Annotated in this window: 15 protein-coding genes; 2 read left to right on the top strand and 13 right to left on the bottom strand. The window is 32.2% G+C overall.

The features are described 5' to 3' along the window. Window positions 1–91 precede the first annotated feature (91 nt). From RIN63_RS00245 to RIN63_RS00195, 11 genes are all read right to left on the bottom strand, one after another. On the bottom strand, window positions 92–2251 hold the full coding sequence (locus tag RIN63_RS00245) for a recombinase family protein (RefSeq protein WP_310442633.1): 2160 nt from the start codon (window positions 2249–2251) through the stop codon (window positions 92–94). An 81-nt stretch (window positions 2252–2332) separates the two neighbouring features. After that, window positions 2333–2803, bottom strand: a complete 471-nt coding sequence (rlmH, locus tag RIN63_RS00240) for a 23S rRNA (pseudouridine(1915)-N(3))-methyltransferase RlmH (RefSeq protein ID WP_310442632.1) — start codon at window positions 2801–2803, stop codon at window positions 2333–2335. Between the two features lie 125 nt (window positions 2804–2928). Beyond that, entirely contained in the window at window positions 2929–3735 is an 807-nt protein-coding gene (locus RIN63_RS00235; RefSeq protein WP_310442631.1) for an AIM24 family protein, read from the bottom strand. 70 nt (window positions 3736–3805) lie between these two features. Further along, window positions 3806–4108 (bottom strand): hypothetical protein, encoded by a 303-nt coding sequence (locus tag RIN63_RS00230; RefSeq protein ID WP_310442630.1) that lies wholly within the window; start codon window positions 4106–4108, stop codon window positions 3806–3808. Between the two features lie 66 nt (window positions 4109–4174). Next, window positions 4175–4924 (bottom strand): 5'/3'-nucleotidase SurE, encoded by a 750-nt coding sequence (gene surE, locus RIN63_RS00225; RefSeq protein ID WP_310442629.1) that lies wholly within the window; start codon window positions 4922–4924, stop codon window positions 4175–4177. Window positions 4925–4939: 15 nt separating this feature from the next. Beyond that, window positions 4940–5734: an MBL fold metallo-hydrolase gene (locus tag RIN63_RS00220; RefSeq protein ID WP_310442628.1), complete on the bottom strand. Its 795-nt coding sequence runs from the start codon at window positions 5732–5734 to the stop codon at window positions 4940–4942. A 75-nt stretch (window positions 5735–5809) separates the two neighbouring features. Then, window positions 5810–6655, bottom strand: coding sequence for a hypothetical protein (locus tag RIN63_RS00215; RefSeq protein ID WP_310442627.1), 846 nt, complete (start codon window positions 6653–6655; stop codon window positions 5810–5812). Between the two features lie 19 nt (window positions 6656–6674). Beyond that, window positions 6675–8111 carry a hypothetical protein gene (locus tag RIN63_RS00210; protein ID WP_310442626.1) on the bottom strand — a complete coding sequence of 479 codons (1437 nt, stop codon included), beginning with the start codon at window positions 8109–8111 and terminating at the stop codon, window positions 6675–6677. Window positions 8112–8138: 27 nt separating this feature from the next. Continuing rightward, window positions 8139–8651 carry a hypothetical protein gene (locus RIN63_RS00205; RefSeq protein ID WP_310442625.1) on the bottom strand — a complete coding sequence of 171 codons (513 nt, stop codon included), beginning with the start codon at window positions 8649–8651 and terminating at the stop codon, window positions 8139–8141. A gap of 86 nt (window positions 8652–8737) precedes the next feature. Further along, the gene (locus tag RIN63_RS00200) at window positions 8738–10558 is read right to left on the bottom strand and encodes an ATP-binding protein (protein ID WP_310442624.1); all 1821 of its coding nucleotides are present in this window, start codon (window positions 10556–10558) and stop codon (window positions 8738–8740) included. Between the two features lie 2 nt (window positions 10559–10560). Next, the gene (locus tag RIN63_RS00195; RefSeq protein ID WP_310442623.1) at window positions 10561–11259 is read right to left on the bottom strand and encodes a response regulator; all 699 of its coding nucleotides are present in this window, start codon (window positions 11257–11259) and stop codon (window positions 10561–10563) included. 307 nt (window positions 11260–11566) lie between these two features. On the opposite strand from RIN63_RS00195, the gene RIN63_RS00190 reads away from it, so the two are divergent. Both RIN63_RS00190 and RIN63_RS00185 read left to right on the top strand, forming a co-directional pair. Next, window positions 11567–14293: a cation-translocating P-type ATPase gene (locus RIN63_RS00190; RefSeq protein ID WP_310443328.1), complete on the top strand. Its 2727-nt coding sequence runs from the start codon at window positions 11567–11569 to the stop codon at window positions 14291–14293. 100 nt (window positions 14294–14393) lie between these two features. Then, window positions 14394–15680 carry a S8 family peptidase gene (locus RIN63_RS00185; protein ID WP_310442622.1) on the top strand — a complete coding sequence of 429 codons (1287 nt, stop codon included), beginning with the start codon at window positions 14394–14396 and terminating at the stop codon, window positions 15678–15680. A gap of 88 nt (window positions 15681–15768) precedes the next feature. Here RIN63_RS00185 and RIN63_RS00180 read toward each other — a convergent pair whose 3' ends face one another. Beyond that, entirely contained in the window at window positions 15769–15912 is a 144-nt protein-coding gene (locus RIN63_RS00180; protein WP_310442621.1) for an LDCC motif putative metal-binding protein, read from the bottom strand. After that, a complete protein-coding gene (locus tag RIN63_RS00175; protein ID WP_310442620.1) occupies window positions 15912–16127 on the bottom strand; it encodes a heavy-metal-associated domain-containing protein in 216 nt (71 codons plus the stop codon). Before RIN63_RS00175 ends, RIN63_RS00180 begins: the two co-directional genes overlap by 1 nt. Window positions 16128–16145 lie beyond the last annotated feature (18 nt).

The following is a 16145-nucleotide window of genomic DNA, read 5'->3' as shown; positions in this document are numbered from 1 at the left end:
GAGTATAACGTATTATAGTACCCTATTCTTAACTATCATCCAGGATCTCTACACAAATTATTTTTCAAAAGGCATAAAAAGTCCCTTGTCATTAAACAAGGGTGAGTTCAGTTGCATTCATATCTGAAAAAATCTTTTCACAATTATCATGAAGGTGTTTTTTCAGGTTTTTTATAAATTTATCATTTTTGTATTTTCGGCTGGCATCATCGTATCGTTCTTCAAATTCTTCATATGTCATCGTTTCCATATCATCCTCAATACTTGCCATAAATTGTACAAGGAACTCATCATGTTTTTCTGCAACTTGCTCATCTAAGTCTCTTATATACTTTCTTACTTTTGGGTTAATATTTATATTTGATTTTTCAATTTCCTTCATGTATTCCTCTTCATCGCCAAAATGCTGTTGTATTAGGGTTAATTCATGTTTACCACTAGCCTTTAAATAATTATTAAACTCATTAAAATCTTGTACACCAAGTACTTTACAAAGTCCCGATACACTTGAATACTGATTATATTCCATTTCTTTAAGAGATATCTTTTTCGGTCCTCTTTTAGCATTTGATATCGTATCAATTACAATCTTACTATATACCTTTTCCAACAATCCTCTCTTTTGAAGTAGGGAGAGGGAATTAAAATATTCTTCCATTGTACTAAATTGTTCTTGCTCTTGTGTTTCTTGAAGAAGAGCATCTCTACGCTTTTCGGCTTGTTTGATTTTCTTTTGTTGTTCTGCTATGATTTCTTGAACCTTTGTAATCTCTTGTTCTGTATCTTTTATCATTTTTTCAAATCTAATATACTTAACTGAATCTACATCAGTATCAAGTTGCCTACCAATCATCAAATCTAGTTTGGAAGTCAGTTTGTTTCTATTTCTTTCTAGCAGTTGAATTTCTTTCTTAATTTTTTCAATTTCCTCATCAAACATCATTCGCTCTTTCGTACCAAATTTTTCCGCAAGATAATTTTGATATTCTTTAACCAATACAAAGGCTTGTTTTAACCGATTAAAGAAATCCTCTTTAATCAAGTTAAAGGCTCTTTCTTCTTGAACAGAATAATATCCGTCACAGTGGTTTTTTCCAGAATTATACGTGCTACATTTGTAGTACACTTTTGATTCTGATTTTGTACCGTCAGCCCTCCTGTGCCCAGGTTGTTTGCTACTCGTCATTTTTCCGTTGCAATTCGGACAATGTAAGATATTAATGAACATTTTTTTGTGCATGTCATCATATGTTTCTTTAGTTATATTTCTCATTGCTTGGGCTGTATTTTGGTTCTTTCGAATTTGTCTTCTACTATTAAGCCTTGCAATTGTTTCAAGAAAAAACTCTTCATCTACAATTTTTGGATGATTTCCTTCAGGCAAATCATAAAAGTTAATGTCATAGACTGTAATCTTTTCCCAAACACGTACTCCCTCGTCTGTTTTCTTTTTTTGTCTTCGTTTCCCCCAAAAGAGTCGTCCTGCATACACAGGATTCTCAAGTATTTTTTGAACCGTTGCTGTAGCAAATTGGGCTCCTCTTCGAGTTTTATATCCTCTCGTATTAAGATATTGAGCAACACCTCTTATGGAATGTTTTTGATTGGTGAATAAATCAAAAATCAATTCAACAACTGGCTTTTCTTCTTCATTAATTATTAATCTTTTCTTTATATCTTTTTTCTTTGTCTTTGTATCTTGAGTTTCTAATATTTTTCCTTCTTGCTTGGTAGAATAATATTCATATTGATAACCCATGGGTGCAGGTCCACCGAAATAATTGCCCGCCTCTACTGATTTTGTCATTCCGTCCAGTACACGTTCCCTTAACTGGTCTATGAAGAGTTCATTAAGCATGGAATAAATACTAACCATGATTTTTGCATTTTGTCCATTAATATCACCGTCAAAAGCACCATCACAAGTGTAAAGACGAAGTTGATTTTCTTTTAGGAGTCTAAAAATTTCCATTGTATGACTAATGGAACGACTAATTCTTGATAAATCATAACAACAAATCCCATCTAATTCTCCATGTTCTAAAGCATCTAATAATTCCTTTAGTTCATCTCTTTCTGCTATTGTTGTTCCTGAAATCCCTGCGTCAGTATAATAAACGATGTCTTCTTCTGCATAGCCTTTACTCTTCAGTAAGTAGATACATCGTTCTTTCTGAACTTCAAGTGAATACGCATCATCACTTGCTTGCCTTGCCGATGAAACCCTTGTGTATACTGCTATTTTCCTCATAATACATTCCTCCATTCAGTGTTTCTACTCATCTATTTTTGAGCATAACACATAAAATTTAGAAGTAATGTATTCAGTTAATCACGGCTCGCCCTTCATTATCCTCCATCCCCTATATACCTGCTCAAGTAATATCAACCTCATTAGTTGATGGGGGAAGGTCATCTTTGAGAAGGATAGTTTGAAATTGCTTTTATTACTTACTTCCTCAGATAATCCTAATGATCCACCTATTACGAATGTAATATCATTTGTACCATTTATCATTAAATCCTCTATCTTTTTCGACAAATCTTCTGATGATAATTCTTTTCCCATTATTTCCAGGGAAATAATAAAAGAACTTTGGGGAATTTTGCTTAATATTCTTTCCCCTTCTTTTTTCCTTACTATATCCATTTCCTTTTCAGATAAATTCTCAGGTGCTTTTTCATCATCAATCTCTACTATATCTAATGAACAATACCTTGATAATCTCTTTGAAAATTCTTTTATACCTTCTTGTATGTATTTTTCCTTTATTTTTCCTACTGCTACAATTCTAATATTCATAGTACTTCCCTTTCATCATACACTTTTATTTATTTTATTTTACCATATTTTAATAGTAAATAGTCATTTTATAAGACAAATTGAAAGCTATGCATACTCATGCATAGCTTCTTGAACGATATATATTAGTCCCTACCAAACAAATCTCCTATTCCAATGCTTCCTAATAGACTTCCCTCATCCTTACTACCTGACTTACCTATACCACCTGCAGCAAAAATTCTATTTGCAAGTCTACTAAATGGCAATGATTGTAACCAAATAGTGCCTGGTCCCCTAAGGGTTGCTAGAAATAGTCCTTCTCCGCCAAATATTGCTGATTTAATATTTCTCTGCATTTCAATGTCGTAGTTTATACTCTTGGTCATAGCTACTAAACAGCCTGTATCCAATTTAAGTACTTCCCCTGCTTGTAAATCTTTCTTTATTATGGTTCCACCAGCGTGTAAAAAAGCAAGACCGTCACCAATTAATCTTTGCATGATAAAACCCTCTCCGCCAAAGAGACCTACTCCAATTTTCTTTTGAAAAGCTATTTCTAGGCTTATTCCCTTTGCTGCACATAAAAAGGCATCTCTCTGACATATAAGTTCTCCACCATAATCTCCTATATCCATAGGTATAATTTTCCCTGGATAAGGTGCTGCAAATGCGGCAACTTTCTTTTGATTCCCCTGGTTAGCAAATTCTGTCATAAAAAGGCTTTCACCAGTTATAACTCTCTTTCCAGCACTAAGCATCTTCCCCATTAAGCCCTTTCCTTCATCCTTACCTGAGCCATCACCAAATATTGCATCCATCTTAATGCTTTCATCCATATACATCATGGAACCTGCTTCTGCAATAATACTCTCAGTAGGATCTAGCTGAATTTCCACAAACTGCATGTCATCCCCAAATACAGTAAAATCAACTTCAACCGCTTTCCTCAAATCTATCCCTCCCTTTAATCTAAAAAGGTGTAGAAAACTATTATCCTCTACACCTTAAAAATGCCGCTAATCACTCAATCATATTGTCTCTAAAGAATACTATCAGACCATAGTTTGCTAATATCTCCATAAATTGATCATGAGTTGAGCCTTCTAATGCCTTCATTTGGGCATTATCAGAATACCTTCTTTCATTCTTTTCAATCTCATCTTCAAATACAGCTATAGCTTCTTCTCTAGTTTCTAGGTTTTTAAGTAAATCTATGTATCTATCATATTCCCTAGACAATTCATCAATTACAACTTGATCCAACTCAGGATAACGCTTTACATATGCCTTTAATACTTTTTCCTTGTCTCTAATAACAAACATATTAACCCTTCTTTCTATTAAAGTGATAATTATTTATTACCCTAAATTATACCATATATTCATTTATTATATCCAAGTCTTTACTTCTCCTAATAATCCAAAGTTAGTTAGATCATAATGAAGTGGAGTTACTGTTACATATCCTTGGCTAAGATAATATCTATCTGTGTCTTCCTCTACTTCCGTTTCTTTTCTACCCTTCAACTTCAAAGTTTTTTCTCCTTCTTCATTGTGTTCCATAAAATAATAATCGTATATAGCTCCGCCAATTTTACATACCTTTATGCCTTTTATATCCTCTGGATTCAAAAAAGGACTATTGATATTTAAAACTATGTTTGATTCCCTTAATTTATTCTCTATACTATGCAAGATGTCCATTGCATATTTGGCTGCTGTTTTAAAATTAACATTTCCATCTATCCATTCAGCTGAGACTGCTATTGAAGGTATCTTATATATATTAGCCTCAATTGCTGCAGAAACTGTGCCTGAATAAAGTATGTCCATCCCTGAATTTAATCCAATATTAATCCCAGAAAACACCATATCTACTGGCCCTTTAGCCAAGACCTCAAGTCCTGCTCTTACGCAATCTGCAGGCGTACCTGATATACTATAGGCTTTTGATTTTAATCCCTCTAACTCAACCTCTTTAACTACTAAAGGTTGAAAAAGTGTAATAGCATGACTCTGAGCAGATCTTTGAGTCTCTGGAGCTACTATTATTACTTCGTGTTCCTTTTCTAATTCCTTAGCAAGAGTATATATTCCCTCTGCCATTATCCCATCATCGTTCGTCAATAATATGCGCATTATTCTCCTCCTTATCTAAAGATTGTACACCTTAGTCACCTTATCTCTATAAGTTAATTCTAGTGTAATATCTCTATTGGCATCTATTCCTTGTTCTAGTATGAGGTCTTTTACAGTACTATATGCAAGCTCTGGCAAGTTGTTATCTTGGCTAAGATGACCTAATAATATTATCTCACCATTCCCTGAGACTACATCCCCTAATATTCTACCTGCATCATCATTTGATAAATGTCCTCTTGTACTTAATATCCTTTGTTTTAAAGGCCAAGGATAACTACCATTCTTTAACATAGTTACATCATGATTTGACTCCATTAAGTAGAGATTAGAGCCTTTAATTTTTTCCTTCATGGAATCATTTACTATCCCTGTATCTGTTACAATGCTAATCTTAATATTATTAATATAAAAAATATATCCTACTGGCTCCAAGGCATCATGAAACACATTAATAGCTTGAGTTGTTATATCTTTTATATCAAAATATTTTTCTGATGTAAAGACCTTAATGTTTTCTTCCTTTATCTCTCCTATTGTCTTTTCCATTCCTATCCATGTCTTTGCATTGGCGTATATTGGCAAATTATATCTTCTTGAAAATACTCCTACTCCTTTTACATGGTCAATATGTTCATGAGTGACGAGTATTCCATCAAGGCTACTTGGACTTACTCCTATGGAAGATAAGAGAGCTTCCATCCTTTTCCCAGAAAATCCTCCATCTACTATTATTCTTGTCTTATCTGTTTCAATATATTGACAGTTCCCGCTGCTTCCGCTAGATAAGGAACAAAATCTAATGCTCATTATATTTCCCCCATTTCTTACTACTATTCTATTATAGTCTATATACGAAAAAAAAAGAAGAATCGAAATTCTTCTTTAATAATTATCTATGATAATCTTAAATCCATCTTCAAATAAAACCCTCCATGCAGGAACAGTTTGACCTTTTCTCGCATTCTTAGTATCCTTGATATCCTCCTGCTCAGATGGATCAAAGTAATAGCACAATGAAATATCTTTGATAGTTCTACCATAGGATTCTTCAATACTTAATAGACTAAGAATTGCCTTGGGTGCTGTACTAATATATCTAGGCGTTTCTCCTTCTTCTATGAAGTTTAGCCAAATTCGCATAAATCTTTTTACTCCTCTTTTGTCTATCTCTATTGTTGTAGTTGCTTTTTCTAAATATCTTTCTTTGTAAACTTTCGAGAATTCTATATAATAGTTATCATTATCATTTTTTTTATATGATACTTTCATATCTGAAACATCGTACTTTCTTTCAGTTAAAAATTCTATGGCTATATCTTTAGCCTTTTCTATGTCTAAATCCTTATATTTTTCTACTTCATTATTATTCTCATATAATAAAACTTTCCTATTATTAATTGTAATATATTCATTATTATTCCACACTTTTACAACATCATGTCCTTCAGCTTCAGTCTTACCTTCTCCATTAAAGAAGTTATCATTTATAGCTTGTATATCAATCATTTCATACTCTATTGTTAAGGTATTTAAACTAGGAATCTCTGTAGAAACTTCTGTATCTATAATAATATCTTTCTTCTCTAAGATCCTAGTAACATCTTCTACAAATCCTTGGGTTGTAGTAGTTTCAGTTTTATAGTCATCAGAAAATAAGACAACACCTAACAGTATGTTAGTCAAAATAAATGCAACTATTAAAATGGTTTTTGCTTTTGACCAGTCCATAAAATTCTCCATCCATTAATTAATTTTGACTTTTTTCATATACCAGAGAACCATTATACACATCAAATGCATAAAGATTATCCACAGTTCTTATAGCCCATACTCCAATTAACTCATCCTCAATATCCTTCAAACAAGGGTCAAAGTATGATAAAGTAACATCTTGTATAATAGACAAAACTTCCTCTGATGGAGGTAATCCTTGCCCCTCTGATAAAACAATTCCATTTTTCTCTAAATACAGTTCAGTAAAGAAATCATAATTCATATCTATAACCTTATATGAAGTTAACATTTTCTTCCCATCAATAATATTATCTACTGTCTTGTTCATATCTTTTCTAATAAAATGTTTATATGATCTTATATGTTCATTGAATACTTCAATCTCTACAAAGCCTTCAACTTCCTCGTTGCCAAGTATAACAGGTATTCCTCTAATTCTATATTTGAATGACAGTCTATATCCTAGGTTATTATCTACTTCTATATCTTCGATATTAGACAAGTACATGCCTTTTGTCACTCCTGCTTTTTGGGATATAAATTCTGCAGAAGTACTTAAGCTCTCATAAAGATTTCTTTTTTTAATGATATCCTCTAAAGAATGAAAATACTCTAAGGTACCATTTACATTTAATTTCAAAACTCTTTGGTCATATAAATATATGGTTGACCCATTACTCTCTTCAATCTCTCTAATATAATCAATATCTTTATTAAAAAACTTCTCTGCCATTTGCTTCTTCTCGCCATCATCTAGGTTTCTAATTTCATTTTCTACATAAATCTGTGGCAAATTATTTTGCATCTCATATGGCACATATACTTCGTTATTAATACCATACTTTTCTTTCATGGAAAAAAAGTAGTTGTGATCTTTCTTTTCTTCAATTTCAAGAACTTGTTCTTTTAATTTATCTACATCAATTGATTGATCATATATAGCTATATTCTTTTCCGAATCTGAGAGTACAAAAAAAGGATCCTCATTACCTAGATAGATATAAATACTTTTCACAGAGGGTAGTATATCTACAATAGTATTAGGATCTTTAACATCCAAAGCTTTTGCCAGAATATAAGTGTTTACTTTTTCGGGAAAGTAAAAGATTATAGATCGTTTCCTATCATATGTTAAAAACTCATCATTAGACAAATCCAATGTCTTTATGGTCTTTGATCCTAAAATATTGCTTATAGTTCTCCTATTATTGGTCCACAAACCATAACTAGAATCATCATAGAAAAATGTATGATTGTTTTCATTGAAATTCAGCATATATTTATTGGGTATTATCATATCTGATAATAAATATGATACACTATAAGCCTCTTCTCTATTGCTAAATATATCACTTATAGCATTAGGTAGTTCTATCCACAATTTTTTAGTCAAAACAAGAGTAATAACTACCATTGATATCAACAGAAAAGTCTTTAACCTTTCTTTCATATTAACCATCTCCAATATCAAAGGTAATTATAATTTTTTATTCAACATAGCATCTATAATATTTTCTAGTTTTCCCTCTTTACTATTGCTCATGGTCTCAGGTGTTTTAACCAATACAATTATTTCAATAGGGGGTACTTCTTCCACATCAAATGTAATAACTATCTTGTTAATTCCTGTTACTAAATCAAGTTGTTTTTCAAATGTGCCGATATTTCCTGACTTTATAGTTTCTTGAAAAATTTCTATATAATCATCATCAGTAGGTAATTTGGAAAGATCAAAACTCTTTCTAGTTAGATCAGTTGTTCCATATACTGATATTATAATAGAAGTCCCTGTAGGTGCTTTTCCATTAATAAAAGTAATCTTATCATATATAGTATAAGCATCATTTTTAGGTTCAGTTAATTGATATTTTGTTAAATCAACTTGTTGCTCTATCTTAGTGGTATTAGTTAATCCAGCAGAATGGCCTACTGAACTAATAGCAAATAAACTAACTCCAATAAATAATCCAGCTAATACTTTTTTCCACACTTTAATTCCTCCTTTACTCAAGACTTTACATAATTAATTATATATTACATATATTACAAAATTGTTACAACTGAATTAAGATTGAATTACACTTTATCATATGGTATTTTTATTTTAACAGAAGTCCCATTATTAAAGCTACTTTCAAGGGAAATTTCTCCATCATGAGCCTCTATTATTTGCTTTGCAATAGACAATCCTAGCCCAGTACCACCTGCTTCTCTACTTCTTCCTTTCTCAACTCTATAAAATCTTTCGAAAATTCTATTTTGATCATCTTCAGGAATTCCTATGCCATTATCTGTTACAATAATATTCACATATCCATCTATATCTTTTGCAGTAATTTCTAATCTACCACTTTTTTCTGTATATTTAATTGAATTGGAAACTATATTTAGTATAACCTGCTCTATACCATCCTTATCAATTACAATATTTGGTAACCCTTCTTCTATTTCTAATATTAATTCATGCCCTTTTTCTTTAAAAGCAAACTCTAATTTAAGTAATATTTCATCCAATAATTCCTTGACACAAATTTCTTCTTTCTTCCAAGTTGTCTTATTATAGTCTAGATTTGAAAGCTGCAATAAATCTCTCACCAGCCTCGCCATCCTATCGCATTCATTATTTATTACATCTAAAAAGTTACTTCTAGTTTCTCCTTCTACACTATTGTCCATTAATGTCTCAGTATATGATTTAATTGTAGTAATAGGTGTCTTTAATTCGTGAGAAACATTTGCAACAAATTCCTTCCTCATATTATCTAGTTTATGTTCCGAGGTCATATCCTGAAACACTATTATGAGCCCACCATTACTATTTTTTTCATTCTTAAAGGGTGCATATTTAACCTTGTACACCTGAGAGTTTATTTCAAGAGTTTCATCTCCCTCTAAGGTACTTTCGTCGTTATAATTTATATTTCTAATATTTATTACTTCCAATGGAAAAATTATCTTTGGTAAAGAACTATATAATAAGACATCTTTCCCTGCCATTTTAATTATTTCCCGGGAAATAGGATTTGCATGTATTATATATCCATTGGAATCTACTGCAAGAACTCCCTCAGCCATGTAGTTAAAAATCGTATCTAGTTTTGATCTCTCAAGATCCATTTCTTGAATTGTATCTTTTAGCTTTAAGGTCAGATGGTTAAACATACTGGCTAGCTGTCCAATCTCATCATCAGATTTTATCTCTACAAATTGATCAAAGTTTCCTCTAGCCATTTCTTGAGCCTTATTAGTCACATCACTAATAGGCTCAGTAATGCTTGAAGCAATTAAAAAGCCTAAAAATACTGTTATCATAAGAGCAATAATAGTGGCGCTAGTAAGAACTCTCTTTGATTCATTTACTGTAATATATACATTTTTAAGATCTGAAGACATATAAATAACACCTTTAACCTTACCTACCTCTGATAGAACTGGATAAGCTATATGGTTAAATAATGTATCCTCATTTGTTTCCATATCTCTACCCTCTCTGGGCTCACTTGCTTTTTCTCCATCATAAGCCCTTAATATAAGAGTTGGATCTAATAATTTATGTGATAAAGCATTTTGTCCTATTACCTTGTCCTTTTGCTTTGATGTAGAAGCTATAATAGTTGGGACTTCCTCGCCATATATTACATAAAGTATCTCATTACTATCTAGTCTCCACTCATTTAGTGTATCTTGTATTTCTTCTTGTACTAGACTCCAATCATCTTCCGACAAGTAAGAAGACGATTCAGTTATTGTTTCTATATGTTGTTCCATAGTATTTGTTATATTTGTTATTTGTTGGGTTTCCAATCTTCCAATAATGAATATCCCAACAATGACCATAGCAATAAATACTAGTAGGAAATAAACTACAATAAACTTCCATTTTATACTATTGAACATAACTATGCCCTCCTGAAGTAATAGCCCACTCCTCGTTTTGTCAAAATATATTTAAATTCACCGTTGCTATCTTCTATCTTTTCTCTAAGCCTTCTAACTGTAACATCTACAGTTCTAATATCCCCATAATACTCATATCCCCATACTTCTTCTAACAATTGCTCCCTTGAAAACACTTGATTGGAACTAGATGCTAAAAATTTAAGGAGTTCATATTCTCTTAGAGTCAATTCTACAATATTTCCGTCTTTTTTTACCTCGTATTTATTTAAATCTATTACTAAATCATCTGAAGCTATCATCATGTTTGAATCATTGGAATTAGAAGTATTAGAAAAATCTACTCTTCTTAGGTTAGCCTTTACTCTAGCAATTAATTCTCTCATGCTAAATGGTTTAGTTATATAATCGTCAGCACCAAGCTCTAGACCTAGTACTTTGTCTACTTCTTCCTCTTTAGCAGTAAGCATTATTACTGGAGTATTATACTTTGTCCTAATTTCTTTTAAAACTTGAAACCCATCCTTTTTGGGCATCATAACATCTAATATAACCAACTCTGGCATATATTTATTAACAAGATTTACTCCTTCTTCACCATCATATGCAGTTTCTACTTTATATCCTTCTTTTTCAAGATTAAATTTTATTATATCAACAATAGCCTTTTCATCATCTATGACTAATATTTTATTTTCCACGAAACTCACCTCAATTAATTATTTTTCTAGATTATCCCCCACTTAGATTATCTAACAAAGAATTTGGCTTGTCAAATATTATTGAATTTATATTGAATTTTAATTGCTTTTATTGTATAATGATATAAATCAAAGGGGAGTAGCTTATAAGCAGTTAGTCGTCATCACGGATATCCCGGCTAACTACCTATCCATTTTAGGAAGCAAGACCTTTATTTATTTCAATGGAATAAATAAAGGTCTTTTTTGTGATTTATTTTCTTTGATGGTGGTATAATAAACAATAATATCTAGAAAGAAGGGGATAATTTTGAAGGAATGGTATAAGCAGAGCAAAGAAGAATTGCTGTCGAGCTTAAGTACCAATATGGATACTGGTCTTACAAATGATGAAGTACAGAAAAGGTTGGAAAAGTACGGCACAAATGAGTTAAAGGAAGAAAACAAGAAAAGCTTTCTATCAAAAATCATAGCTCAGTTTTCAGATTTCCTGATTTTGATTTTAATTGGTGCAGCAGCTATATCTATTGTTGTTGGTGAAACTAAGGATGCTATAGTAATATTAGCTATCGTAGTAGTTAATGCTCTTTTAGGAATATATCAAGAAGGAAAAGCAGAAAAAGCATTAGAAGCCCTTAAAAAAATGGCATCTCCCAATGCTAAAGTTATCAGAAATGGTCATATTGAAGTAATTCCAGCGAGTACTTTAGTACCTGGTGATATTGTATCTCTAGACGCTGGGGACATTATTCCTGCAGATTTAAGACTTGTTGAAAGCTCTAATTTAAAGATTGAAGAAGCTTCCTTAACAGGAGAATCAGTACCTGTTGAAAAGGATAGTAATAAAGGCTTTACAGATGATATGTCTTTAGGAGACAGGATTAATATGGCTTATATGAGTACATCTATCACTTATGGAAGGGGTAAAGGAGTAGTTGTTGAAACAGGCCATGGTACAGAAATCGGAAAAATAGCGACTTTAATTCAATCTTATGAGGATGAATTAACTCCACTTCAAAAACAGTTAAATCAATTAGGTAAGTTCCTTGGTTTAACTACTATATTTGTATGTATTGCAGTTTTTGTCATGGGTCTACTGCAAGGTAGAGACATCTTAGAAATGTTTATGGTGGCAATCAGTTTAGCTGTAGCTGCTATTCCTGAAGGACTACCTGCTATTGTAACTATTGTTTTGTCTATTGGTATGAGCAAAATGGTTAAAAGAAATGCCATTGTAAAGAAACTATTAGCAGTTGAAACTCTTGGTTCTACAACAGTTATTTGCTCTGATAAAACTGGTACGCTGACACAAAACGAAATGACTGTAGTTAAAGTTTTTACAGATGGGAAAATCTTAGATGTAACAGGAACTGGATATGATCCTGTTGGGGAATTTAAGTTAGAAGAAAACAATATATCTGCTGATGATATTGGTGATTTGCAAACCCTACTATCTATAGCCGCTCTTGTAAATGATGCTGATTTAGATAAAACACAGGAAGGTTATAAAGTTATCGGAGACCCTACTGAAGGTGCTTTGATTACATTAGCTGGAAAAGGAAAAATTACTAGAAAAAATATTAACTCAGAATATCCAAGAATAGAAGAAATACCTTTTGATTCAGGTAGAAAGATGATGACTACCTTCCATGAAAATTATCTACCTAATAAGATAGTTTCCTTTACAAAGGGAGCCCCAGATATTATTATTGACAAATGTAGTCATATTAGTATTGATGGTAAAGTAAAGGAATTTGATGATAATTTGAAAAAAGAAGTATTACATGTGAATAGCTTCTTCTCTAGGGATGCATTAAGAGTATTAGCTTTTGCATATAAAGAATATAACACTCTACCTACAGATATTTCTCCAGATTCAAATGAAGTGAACATGACATTTGTAGGATTAGTAGGTATGATAGACCCTGCTAGACCTGAGGCAAAGGATGCTATAGCCAAATGTAAAGAAGCTGGTATTCAAACTGTTATGATTACTGGAGACTATAAAGAAACTGCTTTTGCAATAGCAAAAGAACTTGGTATGGCTGAATCAATTGATCAAGCTATGATGGGTGCAGAACTAAATGATATATCTGATGAAAAGCTACAAGAAGTAGTAAAAGATGTAAAGGTATATGCAAGAGTATCGCCAGAGCATAAGGTTAGAATAGTTAGCGCATTAAAAGCTAATGGCGAAATCACTGCAATGACTGGAGACGGTGTAAACGATGCCTTGGCATTGAAGAAGGCTGATATTGGTGTATCCATGGGTATCACCGGTACTGATGTAGCTAAAAACACTGCTGAAATGATACTTACTGATGATAATTTTGCTTCAATAGTATCTGCTGTAGAAGAGGGAAGAATTATATTTAGTAATATTAAGAAATTTGTATACTTCCTATTATCATGTAATATTGGTGAAATACTCCTTGTATTTACAAGTATATTATTAGGATGGAATGTACCTTTACTACCTATTCAACTTCTTTGGTTAAATCTAGTAACTGATAGTTTTCCAGCCTTAGCTTTAGGTGTTGAAAAAGGTGAACCGGATATAATGCAACAACAACCTAGAGATTCTAAAGAAGCTATAATCAATCGTAGTATGATGTTTAGCATATTATTGCAAAGTATAGCTGTAGCAGGTGGATCCTTGCTTGCATATTATTGGGGAATGCATCACTACCCTATTCAATACGATGCATTAGGAAATGTTATAGAGGCTAGCTTAGTTCCTGCAAGAACTATTACTTTTGCTACTTTGATAACAGCAGAACTATTAAGAGCTTATTCTTCTAGATCTCAAAAACATACCTTGTTTAAAATAGGTTTCTTTACAAATAGAAGCATGGTATATTCAACACTATTTGCATTCTTATTGCTATTAGTTGTTCTATATGTACCATTTATGCAAGATATATTTTATACCTTCCCATTAGGTTTACTTGACTGGGAAATTGTTCTATCATTTGCTTTCATACCTCTAGTAGTTGGTGAATTAGGTAAAGTTATATTCAAAAAAAATAAATAAAAACAAATAGTTATTAACTAAAAAAGCCTTAGGGCTTTTTTTAGTTTTTGACACATTTTATTTTTTCATAGCATAGAATAGAAAAAGGAAGGTGGTTATATTGAAAAAAATAATGAATACCAAACTTTGTCCAATTCTAAGCGCAAAAATAATGTCTCAATCACGGGAAGAAGTTCCAGTGATATTACAATTTAATAGTAATGCTTTAAATCTTAAGGAGAATATGAGTAGTTTATCTTCCAAGATTAAATCCAATCTACCACTTATAGATGGATTTGCTGGATATATGTCCACTGAAGCAATATATAAAATAGCCAATAGTCCTGAAATAGAGTATATCAGCTTTGATTCAGAGGTATATGCATTGTTAGATATTGCAGCTCCTACTATGGAAGTACATTTCCCCCATGACAAGGGTTTTCAGGGTGAAGGTATTACAGTTGCTGTAATTGATACAGGTGTAGCTCCACATGATGATTTAACAAGACCGAATAATCGTATTATTGCTTTTAAAGACTTTATTAATGGCAAAGATATTCCATACGATGATAATGGTCACGGCACACATGTCTCTGGGATTATAGCGGGAAATGGCTTTGCTTCTAAGGGTAAGTATATTGGAGTAGCCCCTAAGGCTAATATATTGGGTATCAAGGCTTTAGATTCAAATGGAGGGGGTAGTACTTCAGATATAATTGCTGCAATTTCTTATATAGTAGAAACTAAGGACAAGTATAATACAAAAATAATTAATATTTCTTTAGGCACCCCTGCCAATAATTCCTGTGATAAGGATCCATTATGTAAAGCTGTGGACATGGCTGTTAAAGCAGGGCTAATAGTCATTGCTGCAGCAGGTAATAGTGGCCCTGAAGAAGGAACTATCCTATCTCCAGGCATTAGTAGAAATGTTATAACAGTTGGAGCCGTTGATGATAAGAGAACCATAGACCCATCTGATGATGTTATTGCACCTTTTTCTAGTCGTGGTCCCACTATCGAGGGGTTAATGAAGCCTGATATAGTAGCCCCGGGAGTAAATATAAAATCTCTATCAAATACAAAATTGGATAACTATTCTTCATTGAGTGGTACTTCCATGGCTACACCTTTGGTTTCTGGATCTGTTGCACTTCTTTTAAATAAGTACAAAGATATTTCACCACAAGAAACAAAAAATAGAATAACTTCTTCTTGTATAGATTTAAAACAATCCCAAAAAAATCAAGGAGCAGGAATGTTGAACTTGCAAAAACTATTTGAAGATAATATTAATGAAATAGGCAATAACAAATCTACGGGTAAAATAGGAAGCCTTGATAATGATATATTTGAAAACTTATTAATGATATTAATAATTATATTCTTACTGGACTCTAGATTTTAGAATAACAAAAAGAGGAAGCATTAGCTTCCTCTACTTTATTGCTGTAAAAATCAGGATAAATCATATCTTTTTGTTTATTTGTCCTAAGTTATTTTTTATTAGAAGATGCATTTACTGGTTTTGCAGCTTTTTTATCTCTTCCAATAGTGCAACAATCCAATGGTTTTGAGCCAAAGCTCTCTTTATTAGATTCCTCTAATTTTTTCAACCATGACTTAATTATGTTCTTCATTATACTGCCTCTATTCCTACTACTTCATAGCCAGCTTCATCTACTGCAAATTTGATGGCTTCATCTAAGTCATTACTTTCTACATCCATAAGAGCATATTTTTCTTCAAGTTTTACAGCTACATTGGATACTCCATCAATTTCATTAAGTGCCTCTGCTACATGGCGTACACAATTTCCACAACTCATACCTTCTATTAAAACTTTCTTTTTCATTTTTATTTTCTCCTCCTG

The sequence above is a fragment of the Tissierella sp. genome (assembly GCF_031460495.1).
Taxonomy (GTDB): Bacteria; Bacillota; Clostridia; order Tissierellales; family Tissierellaceae; genus JAVKTS01.
The sequence above is the reverse complement of the archived record's forward strand: the minus strand, read 5'-3'. Positions and strand labels throughout refer to the sequence as shown.

Excerpts from the sequence above, each read along its gene's own strand:
- RIN63_RS00230 (WP_310442630.1), bottom strand. The coding sequence starts at position 4,108 with ATGTTTGTTATTAGAGACAAGGAAAAAGTATTAAAGGCATATGTAAAG.
- RIN63_RS00180 (WP_310442621.1), bottom strand. The coding sequence starts at position 15,912 with ATGAAGAACATAATTAAGTCATGGTTGAAAAAATTAGAGGAATCTAAT.
- RIN63_RS00200 (WP_310442624.1), bottom strand. The coding sequence starts at position 10,558 with ATGTTCAATAGTATAAAATGGAAGTTTATTGTAGTTTATTTCCTACTA.
- RIN63_RS00175 (WP_310442620.1), bottom strand. The coding sequence starts at position 16,127 with ATGAAAAAGAAAGTTTTAATAGAAGGTATGAGTTGTGGAAATTGTGTA.
- RIN63_RS00215 (WP_310442627.1), bottom strand. The coding sequence starts at position 6,655 with ATGGACTGGTCAAAAGCAAAAACCATTTTAATAGTTGCATTTATTTTG.
- RIN63_RS00245 (WP_310442633.1), bottom strand. The coding sequence starts at position 2,251 with ATGAGGAAAATAGCAGTATACACAAGGGTTTCATCGGCAAGGCAAGCA.
- RIN63_RS00220 (WP_310442628.1), bottom strand. The coding sequence starts at position 5,734 with ATGAGCATTAGATTTTGTTCCTTATCTAGCGGAAGCAGCGGGAACTGT.
- surE (WP_310442629.1), bottom strand. The coding sequence starts at position 4,924 with ATGCGCATATTATTGACGAACGATGATGGGATAATGGCAGAGGGAATA.
- rlmH (WP_310442632.1), bottom strand. The coding sequence starts at position 2,803 with ATGAATATTAGAATTGTAGCAGTAGGAAAAATAAAGGAAAAATACATA.
- RIN63_RS00210 (WP_310442626.1), bottom strand. The coding sequence starts at position 8,111 with ATGAAAGAAAGGTTAAAGACTTTTCTGTTGATATCAATGGTAGTTATT.